We start from the raw sequence: 17,296 nt of genomic DNA on the forward strand, positions 1-17,296 counted from the left end.
TTTTGTTTTTTGCCACAGATTAAAAGGATTAAAATGATTTTTTCACGCAGATTTAGCAGATTCTAGCAGATTGAAATAAAAAATCTGCGAATATCTGCTTAAATCTTTTTAAATCTGCGTGAAATAATAAATCTGTGCGAATCCTTTAATCTGTGGCAAACAAATATTTTAGCAATCAGCCATATTTACGGCAACTGCAAGACCTCCTTCAGAAGTTTCTTTGTATTTTGAATTCATATCTTTTGCTGTTTCCCACATCGTGTTAATCACTTTGTCTAATGGAACTTTAGCATTTTTTGAATCCGTTTCCAAGGCCAATTCAGCAGCATTTATCGCTTTAATTGCACCCATTGTATTTCTTTCGATGCAAGGAATCTGAACCAAACCGCCAATAGGATCGCAGGTTAAACCTAAATGATGTTCCATTGCGATTTCGGCTGCCATAAGAACCTGAGCAGGAGTTCCGCCCATCAATTCGCATAAAGCTCCCGCTGCCATTGCAGAAGAAACGCCAATTTCAGCCTGGCATCCGCCCATTGCAGCAGAAATAGTAGATCCTTTTTTGAAGATACTTCCGATTTCGCCAGCAACCATCAAAAATTGTTTGATTTCTTTTTCGCCAGCACTATGGTTTTCGATCACCATATAATACATTAAAACGGCCGGAATTACTCCAGAACTTCCGTTGGTAGGCGCTGTAACAACACGTCCAAGAGAAGCGTTTACTTCATTCACGGCAAGTGCAAAACAGCTAACCCATTTTAAAATCTGGCGAAATTTAACCTCAGTTTTTCTAATTTCTTCCAACCAGCTTTGCGGGTCGGTATAATTAGACAATCCGATTAGGTTTTGGTGCATGTCAAAAGCTCTCCTGCGCACATGAAGTCCGCCAGGAAGAATACCTTCTGAGTGGCAGCCAATGTACATGCATTCCAGCATTGTATTCCAGATACGCATTAATTCAGAATGCACTTCTGCTTCTGGACGCATCGAAATTTCATTTTGATATACAATTTCAGAAATTGATTTATTTTCAGTAATCGTATAATTCAACAATTCAGCTGCGTTTTGAATCGGGTAAGGAAACGCACATTTTATAGCTTTTTTTTCTTTAGCATTGGTACGTTCTTCTTTTACAACGAATCCGCCTCCGATAGAATAAAAAGTAGATTCATATTCAGAATCATCAGATTTGTAAGCTGTAAATTTCAAACCATTGGCATGAAACGGAAGAAAATCTTTGTTGAAAACAATGTCTTGAAGAAAAAAGAACGGAATCACTTTTTGGTTGCCCAAATTGATTTCGTTTGTAGTTTCGATTTTTTTAATAATTCCCGCAATATCTTCAACAGGAATATATTCAGGATCTTGTCCGCTCAATCCGAGCATTACAGCAAGATCTGTTGCGTGGCCTTTTCCAGTTAAAGAAAGAGAGCCATATAAGTCGACTTTTACTCTTGTAATGTCGTCTAAAATTGCTTCGTCTTTGAGCTCTTCAAGAAAACGTTCGGCAGCGCGCCAAGGACCTAAAGTATGTGAGCTTGAAGGGCCAACGCCAATTTTAAGCATATCAAAAACAGAGATACATTCTTCCATTGTTCAATTTTTGTTAAGACAAAGATAATCGAATAATGCAATGATGATTAATTTTTGATTGTTAATCTTGCGTATTTGTTAAAAAAAATATTAAAATTTAATAATTCGGCAACGAAATAAATTTAAAACCTTAATATGCGCTTTAAGTAAAAAGTTCACTATTTTTAGGTATTTTTGTAAAAGAACGAGTGCTAAAAAATACTCGATTCTTCAATATTAATACTTCATGGATTTTGTTTGAATTCTGAAAATGTCTTTTTACAAATTATAATGCCACAAGAAGATAAAGTTACCATATGATAGAATTTTTCAGACATCTATTACAAGAATTCGAATTACCTTTAAGCAACCCCGTATTGATCTTTTCGTTAATACTTTTTATTATTCTGCTTTCGCCGATTTTGCTTAAAAAGATTAATATTCCGGGAATTATTGGACTAATTATTTCTGGAGTTATTATCGGTCCGCACGGTTTAAATATTCTGGCAAAAAGCTCTGCAGTCGATCTATTTTCGACGATTGGACTTCTTTACATTATGTTTATCGCAGGATTAGAATTGGATATGAATGAGTTTAAAGCCAATCGAAATAAGAGTTTGCTCTTTGGTTTTTTTACCTTCATTCTGCCGCTTTCAATTGGTTTTCCAGTTTGTTTTTATTTGCTTCAATACGATTTTAATGCCAGTTTTTTAACTGCGAGCATGTTTGCGACACATACTTTGGTTGCGTATCCGATTGTGAGTAAATTGGGAATTGCCAAAAATCAAGCAGTTGCCATTACTGTGGGAGGAACAATTTTGACTGATACAGCTGTTTTGATTATTTTGGCCGTAATTATGGGAAGTGCTCAAGGAAGCTTAAATCAGGCTTTCTGGATCAAATTGACTATTTCGCTGGCTATTTTTTCAGCCATAATGTTTTTGCTTATTCCAAGAATTGCTAAATGGTTTTTCAAAAAATTAGAGAGTGAAAAACATGCGCATTACATCTTTGTGCTTTCTGTGGTTTTCTTTGCAGCCTTTTTGGCCGAAGTAGCAGGAGTAGAGCCGATTATTGGAGCGTTCGTGGCTGGTTTGGCATTAAATCCTTTAATTCCGCATTCTTCGGCATTAATGAATAGAATTGAGTTTATTGGAAATTCATTATTCATTCCGTTTTTTCTGATTTCGGTTGGAATGTTGGTTGATGTAAGCGTTATCTTAAGTGGACCAACAGCTTTAATCGTAGCTGGAACTTTGAGTGTTGTGGCGATATTTGGAAAATGGATTGCTGCATTTTTTACTCAAATTGTCTTTAAATATACCAGAACTGAAAGACAGCTTATTTTTGGGTTGAGCAGTGCGCACGCGGCAGCAACTTTAGCCGTGATTTTGGTGGGTTATAAAGCTAAAATTTTAGACGAAAATATCTTAAACGGAACCATTATTCTAATCCTGATTACTTGTATTGTGGCTTCGTTTGCAACTGAAAAAGCCGCTAAGAAAATTGCAATCTGCGAAGAAGAGTTTTCTCATGAAGATGCTGGAAGGGATCAAATTTTAGACGAGCATATTCTGATTCCGCTGGCTAAGACTTCTGCTGCAGCAAGTTTATTGGATTTTGCTCTTTTGATAAAAGATAAAAAATCGTCTAATCCGATTACTTTATTAACGATTGTTCCTAATAATAATCAGGCAGAAAAAAATATTTTAAAGTACAGAAAAGCGGCCGATAAATTTGTTATTCAAGGTTCAGCTTCAGAAGTTAAAATCAATACCATTGCGAGAATTGACCACAATCCTGCGAGCGGAATTGCGAGAACTTCAAAAGAAATTATGTCAGATATTGTAATTGTCGGATGGCCGAGAAAAACAGGATTTATCGATAAAATTTTTGGAGAAAATGTAGATTCAATCATCAATAATGTTGATAAGAGTCTGTTTATCTGTAGATTTCAAAAGAATTTTATCGAAGAAAAAAGATTGGTTTTTATTTGTCCGCCATTTTCTGAAAGAGGCGTCGGTTTTCATTTACTGCTTCAGAAAATATGCCGTTTATCACAGGAATTGAGTATTCCGATTGTGCTTTATGCTGAATATAAAACTCACGAAACCATTCAGCAGATTGCTAATAATTTGAAATTAAATGCCAAATTAGGATTTAAGAATGTTTCTGATTGGGAAGATTTTGAAAGTATTTCAGACGAAATAAAACTAACCGATTTAGTCGTTTTCAATCTTTCTAGAAAAGGTTCTGTTTCATATCAGTCTATTTTTGATAAACTGCCGCAGAAATTTGAAAAATATTTCAACGACAACAATGTGATTTTAGTTTATCCGCAAGACGATAGAAAAGAAAGTTCAATGGATGCTTATGAAGATTTTACATCATCGCCTTTAGCAAAAGGAATTGAAGCCATAGAACAGATCGGACGTGGCATTGGAAGTATTTTGAAGAAAGGATAACTCATTTATGGTTTTATGACAGAAGAATTAGAAGAGATTTTTAGGAAGTATGTTTTTCCAAGACGGAATGAAAATTCTTTGGTAGCAATTGAAGATATTCAGGAGCATTTAAAATTTGATCTTCCAGAAGACTATGTTTATTATGTTGAGAACTACTTAGGAATAGATCAGTTTATTGGAGTTGAGTTTATAAAACTTTGGAGTCTAGAAGAAATTATCGATGCAAATTTAGAATATCATATTTTTGAAAAACTGCCCCAAACAATCGCTATTGGCACAAATGGAAGTGGTGAGTTTATTGGAATTGAATTTGACGATGATAATTCTGTAAAAATTATTCTTTCTCCTTTTATTGATTTGAATTCTAAGTATCACGTCGAAATTGGAAAATCATTTACAGATTTTCTTGTTCGACTAGATAAGGGAATTGAATGGTTTCAAGATTAAAAACAAATGCTATGAATCACAAAATAAAATCAATAAGACCTTTTATTGGAGCTAAAAATTTCGAAATTTCAAGAAGCTTTTACTGCGACTTAGGATTTGAAGAAACGGTTTTAGAATCTAATTTTTCGGTTTTTAAATCTGGAGAAATCGCTTTTTATCTTCAAGATTATTACGATAAAAGCTGGATTGAAAACACTATGGTTTTTGTAGAAGTTGATGATGTTGAGCGTTATTATCAAGAACTTTTGGTTCTAAATCTTCCTGAAAAATACGAAGGAGCAAAATTAACTCCGATAAAATATTTAGATTGGGGAAGCGAATGTTTTCTGCACGATCCAGCTGGAGTTTTATGGCATTTTGGGAAGTTCAAATAGGCAATATTTTTTGCCACGAATTGCACGAATTTCCACCAATTAGTATTCAAAATTATAGAGTAGATAAATTCGCGTAAATTTGTGAAATTAGTGGCAAGCAAAAAAAATCATCTCAATCCAAAATCACCCAAAACACGCGTTGAGCTTTTTCTTTGATACCAGTCATTATAAACCAATTCTAAATTTTTAACTTCAAATTCTCCAAAATCATAATCGCGGAAATTTTCTGCAATTTCAATCAGCTTTTTCGGATTTTGAAGTTTTTCTTGAAAACGCATTATAGTAGAATGTGCTGTTGAAATTTCATATCTGCTGTCTATAGATTGCTGTAATCCTGAATTTTTGAAATTTTCACGAAGTCTATTTCTAAGATTATTCAACGTTTCGTCACTTGGGAACCCCTGAATCATAATTGCCGATGGAGAAGCGGTTATGCCTTTGTAATGGATTCTGATTTTATCCACTTCAACAAGACTTCTGCAGATGATTTCAATATATTCGTTGGGAGAAATCTGATTCAAACTAAAGTTTTCTGAACAAGAAATAATAGACATTACAGTAATATGGATATCTGAATCTGGATAAAAATACTGCTCTGGTTCAGCTTTTTTAAGTTCGTTGATAAAAGTCTCTATATTGGCTTTAATTTCGTCATTTGGACGAATAAGCAACGTGATTCCAAAACGAGAATCGGATTCGTTTTTAAGTTCAGAATCGATAGAGTACTTTCCTGCCGAAATGATTTCAGAAGATGTTTTATAAAGCTGATTGTAGTGTTCGGTTAAATTCATTTATGTAGGTTATTCTGCTTCAAAAATAGATTTTAAAAGCTTTTGTAAATCATGTTTATTGTTTTCTCCGCCACCTTTCCATTTTCCGATAATAATACCATTTTTATCAATAAGAACCTTGTGAGGGATTCCGCTAACGAAATAATCGGTATCTATAGAACTGTTATTTTCTAAAATTGAAATGTGTTTCCAAGATTCGATTTTATCTTTTATAATGGCCTTTTTCCAAGCATCTGATTTTTCATCTTTTGTAATGCTTATAATTTCAAGACCTAGTGAATTATATTTTTTGTATAACTCTCTAATATACGGTAATTCTTCGCGGCAAGGAGCACACCAGCTCGCCCAGAAATCAATTAAAACATATCGTTTGTTTTTAAAATCGGCAAGCGAAATGGTTTTATTATCAATGTCTTTCAGATTAAAGTAGGGAGCAGGGCTTCCAACTTTGCTTTGTTTAAAATATTTTAGTTTCTCGGACATTTCTTGCCCTTTTTCAGAATTCCTTATTTCGGGCGTAAAATTTTCAAAAACTTCTACGAAAGTGTCATAAAAATTCATTCCAATAAAACGACTAACATGAATTCGTATAAGTTGTAAAGCACGGTATGAATTAGGATGATTTTTAGCAAAAGCAAAATCAAGTTTTAATTCTTCAATATCATTTTGATCCTTTGCATTTTCCAATTCATCTAAACGAAGGCTTAATTGATTTTTAATAATAGAGTCTTTTTCAATTTCAAATTTTGAATAAAGACCTTTTTGTAGTGTTACGATTGAATCGCGAACTTTTTTTGTGGGCTTGTGAAGTTCTAAGATTTCTTTTTCAATTGCAGCTTCGTCTTGAGCAAAACCCAAATAGCTTATAAAAAAGCTAAATAGTAAAAAAAGAATGTTTATTTTTTTCATTAAATAAGGCTTTGTAAATGATAAGAAAATAGAATCTAATAATTATTTCTCTTTTGCTTTTTCAAGATTTTCTTTTACCCTAAACTTAACAATTTTGGTAATTAAATCGTAAGGCATTGGATCTTTCAAAGGAAATTGAACAGAGCCTTTCCCTGATTTATATTTTGAAAGTTCTGTAGCAAAAGCTTCATGTCCGCTTGGCAAAGCATAAAGTCCGATATGATTTTTAAAAGCTGCAAAATAAACTACAATTCCGTTCTGCTCAAAAGCAGGCATCGAATAACTGATTTTCTCTTTAGCGTCAGGCGCCGCTTTCTGAATCGTCATACGAACTTTTTCTAGAACTTCCTGAACATCATTCGGAAATCCGCCAATGTATTCGTCTATATTTTCGGGTTTCTTTACTTCCATAGTTTTTTTGTTTGCTTCGCCAATTCGGCTAAAGCCTCGTGTCAGGTTTCACGTTTCAAGTTGACTTTCTTTGCGGTTAAATTTTTACCGCGAAGACTAAGCAAAATCTATATTTTAAGTTCGTAAAGCATAGTCTATAAAAACTTTGTCAAGACAAAGCTTTGTGAACTTTTTCATTTTAAATGACTCTCAAAAAAACTTAGCGTTCTTTACGTAAATCTTTGCGTGCTTTGTGGTAAAAAAAGACTTTGCGGTTCAATAAGATTAAGCAAGTCCTTTCGGAAAACGATCCAAAACCAGATTCAATCTTAAATTATGTTCTAAATAAGCTTTTGCTCCAGCTAAAACCAAAGTAAAGCCTTCAGTTGAGTTGCGAACCTGATCGATTATTTTATCTGTATCACCATGAAAACCAGAATTAGTAATACTAACAAAAGTTTCATTTTCGTTTAACGGACTAAAAACCCATTCGACCAATGTAATTTCGTCAGGATTTCCCCATTCGATTACAATTTTTTTATTTTCTTGAATGACAAGTGTCGTAACAGAAAGAGAGAAACCATACATTTCCCAAGTCCATTCGGTTTTTTGGTTTTCTTCTAATTTTCCTGATCCTTTTGTAAACCAAAATTTACTTGTGATCTGCGGATCAATAAAAGCCTGAAAAACTTCTGAAACAGGTTTTCTAATCAGCATTTCGGCCTTTGCATATTTGTTGTTTTCTGTTTTCATTTTTTTTGAGGTTAGAAGTTGTTTGTTAAAGTTAGAAGGAAATGTAAATATAACTCTAAATTTTTTACTTCTAACTCTTCATTTTCAATTCATAACGAATGATTTTGAATTTATAATTCAGAATTTACAACTCTTCTTTATTAATCCATTTTACAACAGTTGGCGCGATATAGTTTTTCATTTTATACAGAAGATCTTCAATAGTTTCACCAACGATTAACATTTGTTGGTATTCACTTTTTAAGAAACCTTTTTCAACCATAATTTTAGTTAGTTGGATTAAAGAATCGTAAAAGCCGTTTATGTTAAGAATTGCAATAGGTTTCTTATGTAGACCCAATTGTTCCCAAGTCAGCATTTCAAAAAGTTCTTCTAAAGTTCCAAAACTTCCTGGTAACGCAATTACGCCATCACATAATTCATTCATTTTAGTTTTTCTTTCGTGCATACTTTCTACCAAAATCAATTCGGTTAAACCTAAATGCGCAATTTCTTTTGATCTCAGAAAGTTTGGAAGAACGCCAATTACTTTTCCTCCAGCATTTAAAGCTCCGTCTGCAACAGCGCCCATTAAACCTACATTTGCACCGCCGTAAACTAATTCTATATTTTGCTCAGCTAAAGTTTTTCCAACTAGACCCGCTTGTTCTTCGTAAATTTTTTCCGTACCAAAACTTGAAGCACAGAATACTGTTATTCTTTTCATTGTTTTATTTTTTTAAGAAGGGAAAGATGAAAGAAGCAAGACGATGTATTAAATTCAATATCTTTTCTCTTGCCTCTTTCTTCTTTCATTTATTCTTTTTTCTTCAACTCATATTCAAAATAAGGCACTTCTGCACCATTAATAATAAATGTCAGTTCATTGATTTTTTCTGCTCCAAGTTTTAAAACGGCTTTTTGAGAACGAAAGTTTTCTGCTCCGATGTGAAAAAGTACCGAATCAACATACTGAAATGCATAATCGATCATTAATTTTTTGTTTGATTTATTGTATGGGCCGCCCCAATATTTTCTTGTAATAAAAGTGTAACCAATTCCCACATTCGATTTTTCGGGATTGTAATCGTAAAAACTCGTTGTTCCCATAATTTCGCCAGTTTGTTTATCGAGAATTAAGAACGGACTTTTTGTAATTATAATATCAAAAAAAGTTTTAAAACCTTCTTTTGTGTATCGATCCTTAGCTGGATTTTGTTCCCAAATCAAAGGGTCGGAAGCGACTTCAAATAATGCTTCAAAATGTTTTTCTTCTAGCGGAATTAACTTTGTAATTTCGTTTTCTAAGAAATCGGGCTGTAAATTGAAGTTTGATATTTGCATTTTATGGTTTGCTTTTTTAGGATGATTAATTCTGTTTATGTTGCAAAAGTAAGAATAGTATTGTTATTTAATAGTGTGTTTGCCTAAAAAATTCTTAGACAAATATCAAATACACTTAATATGTACACAAGAGACATTTTCCATTTTAACCTGTTTTCCTACTTTTTTAAGTAATCCAGTTTTAAAATCTCTTTTAAAAACCACAACATTCCCAGTTTGTACATTTGATGCAACTAAAAATTTCCCGCTTTCGTCAATGGCAAAAATTCGTGGATGTTTTCCTAAAGTTGACTGATAACCAATGTTTTTCAAGAGCCCTTTTTCATCAATAGAGAAAATGGCAATATTGTTTTCTTTGCCGCGATTTGTTGCATAAAGAAATTTACCGTCAGGAGAAATGTGGATGTCAGAACTTTCAAAACCTTCTTTTATTTTTTCTGGATGTGTGGCAATGCGCTGAATTTTGTTTAAAATGCCATTTTCATAATTATAAACGCTTATCTGTCCGGCCATTTCTTCAATGCAATATCCCCATTTTTGATTGGGATGAAAGGTAAAATGTCTTGGTCCAGCTTCTAAATCGGTTTTTGTAAATGGATTTTTAGTTTCCACTAAAGGCTTTTTCTGATTTTCATCAAAAGCATAACAGCGAATTTTATCGGCACCTAAATCGGGCAAAAACAAATAATCGCACTTTGGAGAAAATACAGCTGAGTGTACGTGAGATCTAGTTTGTCTATCTTTATTTACGCTTCCATCCATATATTGAAAATTCTGTGCAATCGAATCGATTTTACCGTTTTCCAGAAGTGGATATACCGAAACGCTGCCTTCTGTATAATTGGCGTTAGCAAGCCATTTCCCGTTTTTATGAACGCTGACATATACGGGATTTTCACCACCGCTTCTTTGGCTGTTTAAAAAAGTTAAAGTTTTTGCTGACGGATTAAATTCAAAACTGCTTACGCTTCCTGCATTTGGAGTTTTGGTATCAGTACAGGCATAAATATATTTTCCGTTTGGAGAAATGGTTAAATAAGACGGATTTACAATGTTTTTGACCGAAGTAAATCTGGTTAGTTTTCCACTCAATGTGTCCAATTGGTAAACCTGAATTGCTTCTGCCGATTTATCACGATTATAAGAGCCTAAAAAGACATAGGTATTTTGAGAAAAAATGTTGGTTGTTACGAGAAATAAAAGTGCTAAAAAAAATGTTTTGCTTTTCACGGTTTTTAAGTTTGTTTCAAGTTTCAGGTTTCAAGTTTTGCCTACATTGTCAGGCTGAGCGAAGTCGAAGTCTTAGTACTAATTGGACGCCCTTCGACTCCGCTCAGGGTGACATAGCAATTAACAATTAACAATTAACAATTCATAATTAATTAACCCCTTTCCACCATTGTTTAAATTCCTGTTTGTCATTTTTTAATTCAACTTCTTCGCCTATCATTGGGGTAATTAACGGAATCGGGTTTTCAGATAGATTATTTAATTCAGTTACTTTTATTAAAGGCTCATCCCATGAATGAAGCGATAATGAAAACTTAGAAGAATGCACTGGAAAAACTCTTTTGGCTTTTAGGTCTTTCATGGCTTTTATTACATCTTCTGGCATGTTGTGGATGTATTTCCATTTTTCATTATACTGGCCATTATCAAGTAATGCAATATCAAAAGGGCCGTATTTTTCTCCTATTTCTGCAAAATGAGAATCGTAGCCACTGTCTCCACCCAAGTACATATTAAAATCTTTGGTTTCCAGAATAAACGAAGTCCAAAGCGTATTGCATCTTTTAAAGCTTCTGCCCGAAAAATGTCTTGATGGCGCGGTATGAATCGTCAGATTTTCATCTAATTCGATTTTAGAATACCAATCTTTTTCAATGATAATTTCAGGAGCAAATCCCCAGAATTCTAAATGGGAACCAACGCCAAGAGCCGTGATTATTTTTTTAGTTTTAGGTTTTAATTTTAAAATCGTGTCGTAATCCAAATGGTCATAATGATCGTGCGTAATCAATAAATAATCAATTTCTGGAAGATCGTCGGCCGTATAAATATCAGATCCTTTAAATGATTTTGTTGTACCAGGAATAGGAGAGGCGTTTCCGCTAAAAACAGGATCAATTAAAAAACGTTTTCCTTCCAGCTGAATAAAATAGGAAGAATGACCAAACCAAACTAAAATATCCTGATCTGAAGAAAGTTCCAATAAATTGGTTTTTATAGATGGAATCAAATCTGTTGGAATTTTTCTTTCTACCTTTTTAAAGAAAAATTCAAACAAAACTCCAGCCATACTTGCTCCTTCAGCTAAATCTGGTGTAAAGCTCTGATTTTCGAATTTCCCGTTTTTATACTGTGGTGAATTTTGAATTTGAATCAATCTTTCGCCAGAAGGCGCTTTTCCAAATTTTGGATGCTGAAGAAAATTATAGATGATAATGGCAATTAATGCTATAATGATTAAGAATGTAGTCATTTTATTTTGAGGGATATAATTTCTTAGTGTATTGTAATGAAAGTAAAATTATTTCTTTTAAGGTTTCGATGTCAATATCAGCCAATTTCTTAATATAAATACAAGCTTTAGAAGAAGTGTGTTTTCCAAGTTTAGATAAAAGAGGTTCTCTTTCTTTTTCGGGTAAATAGAAATAAACCGTCATAGCTGTTTTTCTTGGCGAAAAACCGGCAAGCGGCGCATCTCCTTCATGTCCGCTTTCATATTTATAATGATAACTTCCAAAACCTATAATGCTAGGTCCCCACATTTTGGGCTCAAAACCTGTTATTTCGTGCATTATTTTTATAAGTTCAAAAGCGTCATTTCTTTTGACATCATTTTCAACAGCGTTAATAAAATCAGTAACGCTATTTTGAGTTTCTGTAGTTTTATTTTTTGCCATTATTTTTCTTTATTAAATCGCTTTTGAGCAAAAAGTTTTTGATTTTGAATTCGGTTATGTAAAACAAATCAGCATCTTCTGGCATCTGGTTTTCCATAGCAACGAAACTGATATCACTTTCAGGAAAATACAAATTTACAGAAGAAAAACCATCACCTAAGCCAGTGTGTCCCAGATATTTTATGTTTTCTTCTTCAATAATTCTAATTCCGTAACCATAGGGTTCTTTTTCTTTTCCAAAGAAATTGTGCTGCGAAAGAATTGTATTTTTAGTCAATAGCTGATAAGATGCTGGTTTCAGAATTTTTCCTTTATGAAGATTGTTGTTCCAAATCGCAAGATCTGAAACGGTAGAAATAATGCCATCTGCACCAAGGCTTTCGTCAGTAATTTGTCTGGTTGTAATAGGCTCCAGCTGATTTTTTGCATTAAAATAACCAGTAGCAAGATTTTGAGTTTTATCTGGAGAATAACAAAAAGTCTGATTCATTTTTAATTTCTTAAAAAGCGATTCGGCAACTTCTCTATAACTTTTTTTAGAGCTGAATGCTACAATTTTGGCAACCAAATTGAAACTTAAATTTCCATATTTATATTGCGTTCCAGGTTTAAAAACCAATGGTTTTTGTAAATCGACAATTCCGTGTGAATGGTTTAAAAGCTGATGGACCGTAACAGAATCTGCCCAAGTTTGCGTGAGTTCTGGCAGATACTTTTTAATTGGAGCATTCAAATCTATTTTTCCTTTTTCAACTTCCAATAAAAGCAAGGTCGCAGCAATTAATTTGCTGTTTGACATAATTTCAAACTTAGTGTCCATTTGTAAAGGCTTTTTTGTCTCGAAGTTTGAAAGACCTTCAACTTTGGAATACAATGTTTTTCCGTTTTGTGAAATTAAAACTGCACCATTAAATTTAGGATTAGAGTTTTGAAGTATACTATCAATACTTTTTTTATAATCCTCTTTTTTTTGAGCCGATGAATTGCATGAAGTAAAGATTAAAACTAATAGTAAGGAGATCTTAGTTATGAAGTTCATTTGTTTTTAATGGTGAATTGTTAATTGTAAATGGTGAAATGTAGTGAATGCGTTTAGTTGTTATTTATAGATTTAGTTTTTGAATTAATAATTTACCATTAATAATTCACAATTAACTAAAACATTCCATTTTGATTAATAGAATCTTTTGGTACAGGTTGTCCTAAATCCCAAAGTTCGATGATTTTATCTGAATCGAATTTGAGAATATGCACAACAGCAAACCCGATATCTGAAGGTGTCTGTTTGAGATGCGAATGCACGGCAACCAAATTTCCGTCTTCTAAAATATGATGGATTTTAAAAACTTTATTTGGGTTTGTTCTGGCAGACTCTTCCATAGCAAGCATCAATGTTTCTGCGTCACCTTTGAAGTAGGCGTTATGATGTTTGAAATTCTCTCCGACATATAATCGAAAACCTTCATGAGAATGTCCTTTAGCTGCCAGTTTCAGGAAGTTTTTAGCGATTTCTTTCTTAGTCATGATTCAGGATTTAAAAGTAAACTAAGATATGAAATTAAGCGCTACAAATTTTGCAGAAAAGAATCTAAAAATTATAAAATTAAATGTCTTCCGATTTTATTTTACTAAGGTCTATGCCTAGTTTGGCAAACTCTTTTTCTCCCAATTCGGTAATATAAAAATGTTTGTCTGAAACATCATTTTTGGCAATCCATTTTTTGTCTGCGAATGTTTCGAAAAGCAATTCGCCTAGTTTGCCGCCAATATGACTGTAGCATTTTTTGGCTGGTTTTATAGTATTCTTGGTTTCCATTTTTCCTTTATATTTTCTTTTTTACAGCAATTTTAGAAGCCAGATAAGCAATTGGAAGGTAAGCAAAAACTAAATCGACAATGCTGAACCAAATTGGGGATGGAAGTGTAAAAACCATTGTGATGCCGCCAAATAAAAAGAAAGCTCCAATGACAAAAGCTAATTTTGTTTTGTGAGAAGCAGCAGATAATGCAGTTGTAAGTGCTCCAGCAAAAGTTCCGATGGCGTGGGCCAAAAATGGAAATAGAAAATGCTTTGGCTCAAATAAATGCATTGTAGCCTGTAGACCTTCTGTAGTGGTAACATCGGCACCATTTGGAGGCGGAATTATAGAACCGCTTATTAAAATGATACTCATGTTGACAATGCTTCCGATGACAAGACCTGCAATTACGGCCAAAGTATTTATAAAAATTGGGTTCATAATTTTCGTTTTTTATTGTAACGAATTTAAGAAATTTATTCTTTTGATGATAAAGCCCTTTCTGTTTCTATTTGAGGTTTTCCAGTTGCATTGGGCTGCCCTTTTCCAGTTTCTATAAGTTTTTTTAAACTATTCTCAATATAGTTGCTCCAGCCAGCTTTGCAGACATCAAAACATTCATATTCTGGAACCAGACCAACATGTGTAAAAGTGAGTTTTGTTTTATTATTTTCTTTCGAAATTTCAAAAACAGCTTTAGTATTGGTCCATTCTGTGTCGTCTTTCGTAAAACTAAAATAGTTTTCCTCAATTAGCCAGACAATTTTCTGATTCTGAATGACTTCTGTCAATTTTATTTTACAGCGATGAACATCTTCGTAATGATATTTGAATTCGTCGCCTTGGTTTGCTGTTTTTCCTTCAATTTCTTCTGACCACCAGCCTTTAACGTTTTGTATGGCTTTAAAAACTTCTTCGGGTGATTGATTGACAATTATTGTTGTGGTAAAATCTTGAGCGCTCATAATTGATTGGATTTTAAATTAGTAAGGTAAAATTACAATCTAAAAATCAATTGATTAAGGTGCTTAAAAGACAATTTTGAGGTGTATTTCGGACAGAAAAATTATCCAGCATTTTCGGTTAATAAGATAATGCTCATTATGATCCCGAAAAAAACAATAATGCTTAATAAACCAATCAAGGTAACTCGCCATCCGCCGAAAGTTTCACCTCCATTTTGAATATGTTTCTGAATGTCCTGTTCCTGAAATTTTTTCAAGAAATAAGAAGCAACAACTGAATAAAGAACTGGAAAAAGAATGCTTGGAAAGTTTTCGGGAATAATAAAAATAAGCCCAATAATTGCAATCATTGACAGGGCTGTAATAATCCATGTGTTTTTTGCTTTTTCAAAGTCGTTAAACGCTTTAAAATTTTCCGCTATGCAATAACCAGCAACTAGCGGACCAGCAAAAAATGTTCCTATTCTTATTGCTTTTTCTGAGTATATTTTTTCGGTTGGAATTTCTTCAAAAACTGATTTTTCTAAATTGCTTTCTGGTGTCATTTTTATTAGTAAATATTTGAAAATTATTGTGTTAGTTTGATTTTTTCTGGAATTTTATTAATCAGCTCAAAATGATGTGCCATTACATTTTCGAGTTCTAAAGTTCCTCCCAAAATAATCATTTCTTTATTTGTGAAACGTTTTCCAAGTCTGTCATCCAGCATAATTTTCTCCATGCTTTGTGCGATTTCTATTTCTTGTAAAAAGTCATTCGGATGACCCGCAGTACAGATTACAAGTCCATACGGAATGGTTTTCATTTTTCTTGAAGTTTCATTTTGGCCGTATGCATATCCAACAGAATAAACACGGTCAAACCAGCCTTTCAGCTTTGCAGGACAATCGCTCCACCAAACTGGATAAAGGAAAATAATGCAATCTGCTTTTTCTATTTTTTCCTGTTCTGCTAAAACATCTGCTGGAATCGGAAGCTGTGTTTTGGCAAACCCTTCACGCTCGTATTCTGCTTCAGACATATCGCTAATGAAATTTGATGCGTATAAATCTGAGATTTCTACATTCCAATTTTCACTGCCTAAAGCTATTTTTAACCTTTCCAAGACCTGAAAAGTGTACGATTTTTTGCTCGGATGCGCGTAAACGATTAGAATATTCATTTTAGATTTTTTTAGATTTTCAACTATTTAAAAATCATATCTTATTTGTACGAAAATACAAATTAAATCAAAACAAAATTAATCTTCGGAGAATTCTAAAATATCGCCAGGCTGACAATCCAAAACTTTACAGATTGCTTCGAGTGTGCTGAAACGGATTGCTTTTGCTTTGCCCGTTTTTAAGATGGAAAGGTTTGATAATGTTAAGTCTACTTTTTCTGAAAGCTCATTTAATGACATTTTTCTCTTTGCCATCATGACGTCTAAATTTACTATAATGGGCATAATTTTTTGTTTAAATGGTTAAGTCTATTTCAGATTGAATTTCGATTCCTCTTTTAAAAATCTGTCCGACAACAAACATTACAATTGCCATAAAGATCCAAATGCTATGTCCTTCGAGATTAAGAGATTCTAAAGAAGGAAGTTTAACACCTTTTAGAATTAGCCAATTATTGAATTTGAAAGCCCAAAAAGAAAACAATCCAATTCCGAAGGCAAGATAAGAAAGATAAGATATAAAGCGCCCTGTTTCTGGAGTAAAAGGCTGTTCTATATTTAATTTTTTGTCATGAAGCATTTTTACAATCAGATAAAACATAATCGCTTTTAATATGGCTACAATACTGATAAAGCACATTTCTTGAATGTAAAAACTAGGACTGCTTTTGTACAAATCGAGTAAATCAAGGAAGCGGGCATTATAGGAATTTATAGTCATAGTGTAAATTCCATTAAAAAGATACATACCAGCTTCTACACATAAGCCAACAAAAATAATCCATGATAAGATGTTCAGGATTTTTAGAATCTGTGGTGTTCCAATTTTAATTTCCATGTTATTCAAGATTAAAAGTTATGCTGCTAAAATAATAAAAATTTATTGATAAACAATAAATAAATGGTTTTTATCAAAAAAAAGCTCCAACATTAAATATGCTGGAGCTGTGTTTTCTTCTTTTATAATCTTTGTAAGGAAGCATTTTCCTTTCGCCTCTTAAAATGTTTTTATATTTAGAATACATGCCTTTTTCAAAACAGTCTATTCTGAATCGTCAATAATCCATTTTCCTTTTTCTTTTGCAATATCGATTAATTTCTGACCATGTTCAGTCATTAAATTTTGCTGAATCATACGTTCTGCTCTTTCGATATTAGGTTTGCTCCATTTGCTCGTTTTGGGATTTCGGTGAGAGAAAGTAAGGTAATAGCTTTCGCCGTCTCGTTTTTTGCAGAGGCTGTCAATCCATCCAAAACAAAGCGCTTCTTCGGTAGCTTCGATTAGATTTACACTTTGCGTTTTACTTTTTTTATGATACAAGATTAGCCAAACCGATTTTTCTGTTTGGCTATTTGCTTCAAGCCAGTTGCGCCAATCCTGTCTCGTTGGAGCATAAACAGCCAATTTCCCGTCTTTAGTTTCCATCTTTTTTATTT

The 17,296-nt window shown here is 33.2% G+C and carries 23 protein-coding genes; 3 read left to right on the forward strand and 20 right to left on the reverse strand.

The genetic code is table 11. From position 1 onward, the window contains the following. Window positions 1–168 precede the first annotated feature (168 nt). Window positions 169–1,596, reverse strand: coding sequence for an L-serine ammonia-lyase (locus NU08_RS01960; RefSeq protein WP_091133206.1), 1,428 nt, complete (start codon window positions 1,594–1,596; stop codon window positions 169–171). Between the two features lie 296 nt (window positions 1,597–1,892). On the opposite strand from NU08_RS01960, the gene NU08_RS01965 reads away from it, so the two are divergent. The 3 genes from NU08_RS01965 to NU08_RS01975 are packed head-to-tail and all read left to right on the forward strand — an operon-like array spanning window position 1,893 to window position 4,861. Further along, on the forward strand, window positions 1,893–4,040 hold the full coding sequence (locus NU08_RS01965) for a cation:proton antiporter (RefSeq protein ID WP_129745611.1): 2,148 nt from the start codon (window positions 1,893–1,895) through the stop codon (window positions 4,038–4,040). Window positions 4,041–4,055: 15 nt separating this feature from the next. Further along, on the forward strand, window positions 4,056–4,487 hold the full coding sequence (locus NU08_RS01970; RefSeq protein WP_129745612.1) for an SMI1/KNR4 family protein: 432 nt from the start codon (window positions 4,056–4,058) through the stop codon (window positions 4,485–4,487). Between the two features lie 11 nt (window positions 4,488–4,498). Next, window positions 4,499–4,861 (forward strand): glyoxalase, encoded by a 363-nt coding sequence (locus tag NU08_RS01975; RefSeq protein WP_129745613.1) that lies wholly within the window; start codon window positions 4,499–4,501, stop codon window positions 4,859–4,861. Between the two features lie 107 nt (window positions 4,862–4,968). On the opposite strand, the gene NU08_RS01980 is transcribed toward NU08_RS01975, so the two are convergent. The 19 genes from NU08_RS01980 to NU08_RS02070 form a co-directional block, all read right to left on the reverse strand. Beyond that, on the reverse strand, window positions 4,969–5,652 hold the full coding sequence (locus NU08_RS01980; protein ID WP_129745614.1) for a 2'-5' RNA ligase family protein: 684 nt from the start codon (window positions 5,650–5,652) through the stop codon (window positions 4,969–4,971). Window positions 5,653–5,661: 9 nt separating this feature from the next. Beyond that, window positions 5,662–6,561 (reverse strand): TlpA family protein disulfide reductase, encoded by a 900-nt coding sequence (locus NU08_RS01985; protein WP_129745615.1) that lies wholly within the window; start codon window positions 6,559–6,561, stop codon window positions 5,662–5,664. 42 nt (window positions 6,562–6,603) lie between these two features. After that, window positions 6,604–6,972, reverse strand: coding sequence for an iron chaperone (locus tag NU08_RS01990; RefSeq protein ID WP_129745616.1), 369 nt, complete (start codon window positions 6,970–6,972; stop codon window positions 6,604–6,606). Between the two features lie 264 nt (window positions 6,973–7,236). Beyond that, a complete protein-coding gene (locus NU08_RS01995; protein ID WP_091133198.1) occupies window positions 7,237–7,704 on the reverse strand; it encodes an SRPBCC family protein in 468 nt (155 codons plus the stop codon). Between the two features lie 124 nt (window positions 7,705–7,828). Further along, complete coding sequence (locus NU08_RS02000) at window positions 7,829–8,410, reverse strand: TIGR00730 family Rossman fold protein (protein WP_129745617.1); 582 nt, start codon at window positions 8,408–8,410, stop codon at window positions 7,829–7,831. A gap of 89 nt (window positions 8,411–8,499) precedes the next feature. Further along, window positions 8,500–9,027: a GNAT family N-acetyltransferase gene (locus tag NU08_RS02005; protein ID WP_129745618.1), complete on the reverse strand. Its 528-nt coding sequence runs from the start codon at window positions 9,025–9,027 to the stop codon at window positions 8,500–8,502. A 105-nt stretch (window positions 9,028–9,132) separates the two neighbouring features. Then, window positions 9,133–10,257, reverse strand: coding sequence for a lactonase family protein (locus tag NU08_RS02010; RefSeq protein ID WP_129745619.1), 1,125 nt, complete (start codon window positions 10,255–10,257; stop codon window positions 9,133–9,135). A 148-nt stretch (window positions 10,258–10,405) separates the two neighbouring features. After that, entirely contained in the window at window positions 10,406–11,509 is a 1,104-nt protein-coding gene (locus tag NU08_RS02015) for an MBL fold metallo-hydrolase (RefSeq protein WP_129745620.1), read from the reverse strand. A gap of 1 nt (window position 11,510) precedes the next feature. Continuing rightward, entirely contained in the window at window positions 11,511–11,933 is a 423-nt protein-coding gene (locus tag NU08_RS02020; protein ID WP_129745621.1) for a DUF1801 domain-containing protein, read from the reverse strand. Beyond that, on the reverse strand, window positions 11,920–12,972 hold the full coding sequence (locus NU08_RS02025) for a serine hydrolase domain-containing protein (RefSeq protein ID WP_129745622.1): 1,053 nt from the start codon (window positions 12,970–12,972) through the stop codon (window positions 11,920–11,922). Before NU08_RS02025 ends, NU08_RS02020 begins: the two co-directional genes overlap by 14 nt. Window positions 12,973–13,088: 116 nt before the next feature. After that, window positions 13,089–13,457: a nuclear transport factor 2 family protein gene (locus NU08_RS02030; RefSeq protein WP_129745623.1), complete on the reverse strand. Its 369-nt coding sequence runs from the start codon at window positions 13,455–13,457 to the stop codon at window positions 13,089–13,091. Window positions 13,458–13,536: 79 nt separating this feature from the next. Beyond that, on the reverse strand, window positions 13,537–13,749 hold the full coding sequence (locus NU08_RS02035; protein ID WP_129745624.1) for an ArsR family transcriptional regulator: 213 nt from the start codon (window positions 13,747–13,749) through the stop codon (window positions 13,537–13,539). Window positions 13,750–13,756: 7 nt separating this feature from the next. Next, window positions 13,757–14,173: a hypothetical protein gene (locus tag NU08_RS02040; RefSeq protein WP_129745625.1), complete on the reverse strand. Its 417-nt coding sequence runs from the start codon at window positions 14,171–14,173 to the stop codon at window positions 13,757–13,759. 35 nt (window positions 14,174–14,208) lie between these two features. Beyond that, complete coding sequence (locus tag NU08_RS02045) at window positions 14,209–14,697, reverse strand: SRPBCC family protein (RefSeq protein WP_129745626.1); 489 nt, start codon at window positions 14,695–14,697, stop codon at window positions 14,209–14,211. Between the two features lie 101 nt (window positions 14,698–14,798). Continuing rightward, window positions 14,799–15,242, reverse strand: a complete 444-nt coding sequence (locus NU08_RS02050; protein ID WP_129745627.1) for a hypothetical protein — start codon at window positions 15,240–15,242, stop codon at window positions 14,799–14,801. 23 nt (window positions 15,243–15,265) lie between these two features. Continuing rightward, window positions 15,266–15,859, reverse strand: coding sequence for an NAD(P)H-dependent oxidoreductase (locus NU08_RS02055; RefSeq protein WP_129745628.1), 594 nt, complete (start codon window positions 15,857–15,859; stop codon window positions 15,266–15,268). Window positions 15,860–15,937: 78 nt separating this feature from the next. Beyond that, on the reverse strand, window positions 15,938–16,144 hold the full coding sequence (locus tag NU08_RS02060) for a helix-turn-helix domain-containing protein (protein WP_008468622.1): 207 nt from the start codon (window positions 16,142–16,144) through the stop codon (window positions 15,938–15,940). Between the two features lie 10 nt (window positions 16,145–16,154). Beyond that, complete coding sequence (locus NU08_RS02065; protein WP_129745629.1) at window positions 16,155–16,697, reverse strand: DUF2975 domain-containing protein; 543 nt, start codon at window positions 16,695–16,697, stop codon at window positions 16,155–16,157. A 204-nt stretch (window positions 16,698–16,901) separates the two neighbouring features. Next, entirely contained in the window at window positions 16,902–17,285 is a 384-nt protein-coding gene (locus NU08_RS02070; protein WP_129745630.1) for a YdeI/OmpD-associated family protein, read from the reverse strand. Window positions 17,286–17,296: the final 11 nt, after the last annotated feature.

It is taken from the genome of Flavobacterium anhuiense (assembly GCF_004151235.1).
Classification (GTDB): domain Bacteria; phylum Bacteroidota; class Bacteroidia; order Flavobacteriales; family Flavobacteriaceae; genus Flavobacterium; species Flavobacterium anhuiense_A.

What these genes read in the sequence shown, in the direction of transcription:
- NU08_RS01960 (WP_091133206.1), bottom strand. Translation starts at nt 1,596, where the DNA reads ATGGAAGAATGTATCTCTGTTTTTGATATGCTTAAAATTGGCGTTGGC.
- NU08_RS01965 (WP_129745611.1), top strand. Translation starts at nt 1,893, where the DNA reads ATGATAGAATTTTTCAGACATCTATTACAAGAATTCGAATTACCTTTA.
- NU08_RS01970 (WP_129745612.1), top strand. Translation starts at nt 4,056, where the DNA reads ATGACAGAAGAATTAGAAGAGATTTTTAGGAAGTATGTTTTTCCAAGA.
- NU08_RS01975 (WP_129745613.1), top strand. Translation starts at nt 4,499, where the DNA reads ATGAATCACAAAATAAAATCAATAAGACCTTTTATTGGAGCTAAAAAT.
- NU08_RS01980 (WP_129745614.1), bottom strand. Translation starts at nt 5,652, where the DNA reads ATGAATTTAACCGAACACTACAATCAGCTTTATAAAACATCTTCTGAA.
- NU08_RS01985 (WP_129745615.1), bottom strand. Translation starts at nt 6,561, where the DNA reads ATGAAAAAAATAAACATTCTTTTTTTACTATTTAGCTTTTTTATAAGC.
- NU08_RS01990 (WP_129745616.1), bottom strand. Translation starts at nt 6,972, where the DNA reads ATGGAAGTAAAGAAACCCGAAAATATAGACGAATACATTGGCGGATTT.
- NU08_RS01995 (WP_091133198.1), bottom strand. Translation starts at nt 7,704, where the DNA reads ATGAAAACAGAAAACAACAAATATGCAAAGGCCGAAATGCTGATTAGA.
- NU08_RS02000 (WP_129745617.1), bottom strand. Translation starts at nt 8,410, where the DNA reads ATGAAAAGAATAACAGTATTCTGTGCTTCAAGTTTTGGTACGGAAAAA.
- NU08_RS02005 (WP_129745618.1), bottom strand. Translation starts at nt 9,027, where the DNA reads ATGCAAATATCAAACTTCAATTTACAGCCCGATTTCTTAGAAAACGAA.
- NU08_RS02015 (WP_129745620.1), bottom strand. Translation starts at nt 11,509, where the DNA reads ATGACTACATTCTTAATCATTATAGCATTAATTGCCATTATCATCTAT.
- NU08_RS02020 (WP_129745621.1), bottom strand. Translation starts at nt 11,933, where the DNA reads ATGGCAAAAAATAAAACTACAGAAACTCAAAATAGCGTTACTGATTTT.
- NU08_RS02025 (WP_129745622.1), bottom strand. Translation starts at nt 12,972, where the DNA reads ATGAACTTCATAACTAAGATCTCCTTACTATTAGTTTTAATCTTTACT.
- NU08_RS02030 (WP_129745623.1), bottom strand. Translation starts at nt 13,457, where the DNA reads ATGACTAAGAAAGAAATCGCTAAAAACTTCCTGAAACTGGCAGCTAAA.
- NU08_RS02035 (WP_129745624.1), bottom strand. Translation starts at nt 13,749, where the DNA reads ATGGAAACCAAGAATACTATAAAACCAGCCAAAAAATGCTACAGTCAT.
- NU08_RS02040 (WP_129745625.1), bottom strand. Translation starts at nt 14,173, where the DNA reads ATGAACCCAATTTTTATAAATACTTTGGCCGTAATTGCAGGTCTTGTC.
- NU08_RS02045 (WP_129745626.1), bottom strand. Translation starts at nt 14,697, where the DNA reads ATGAGCGCTCAAGATTTTACCACAACAATAATTGTCAATCAATCACCC.
- NU08_RS02050 (WP_129745627.1), bottom strand. Translation starts at nt 15,242, where the DNA reads ATGACACCAGAAAGCAATTTAGAAAAATCAGTTTTTGAAGAAATTCCA.
- NU08_RS02055 (WP_129745628.1), bottom strand. Translation starts at nt 15,859, where the DNA reads ATGAATATTCTAATCGTTTACGCGCATCCGAGCAAAAAATCGTACACT.
- NU08_RS02060 (WP_008468622.1), bottom strand. Translation starts at nt 16,144, where the DNA reads ATGCCCATTATAGTAAATTTAGACGTCATGATGGCAAAGAGAAAAATG.
- NU08_RS02065 (WP_129745629.1), bottom strand. Translation starts at nt 16,697, where the DNA reads ATGGAAATTAAAATTGGAACACCACAGATTCTAAAAATCCTGAACATC.
- NU08_RS02070 (WP_129745630.1), bottom strand. Translation starts at nt 17,285, where the DNA reads ATGGAAACTAAAGACGGGAAATTGGCTGTTTATGCTCCAACGAGACAG.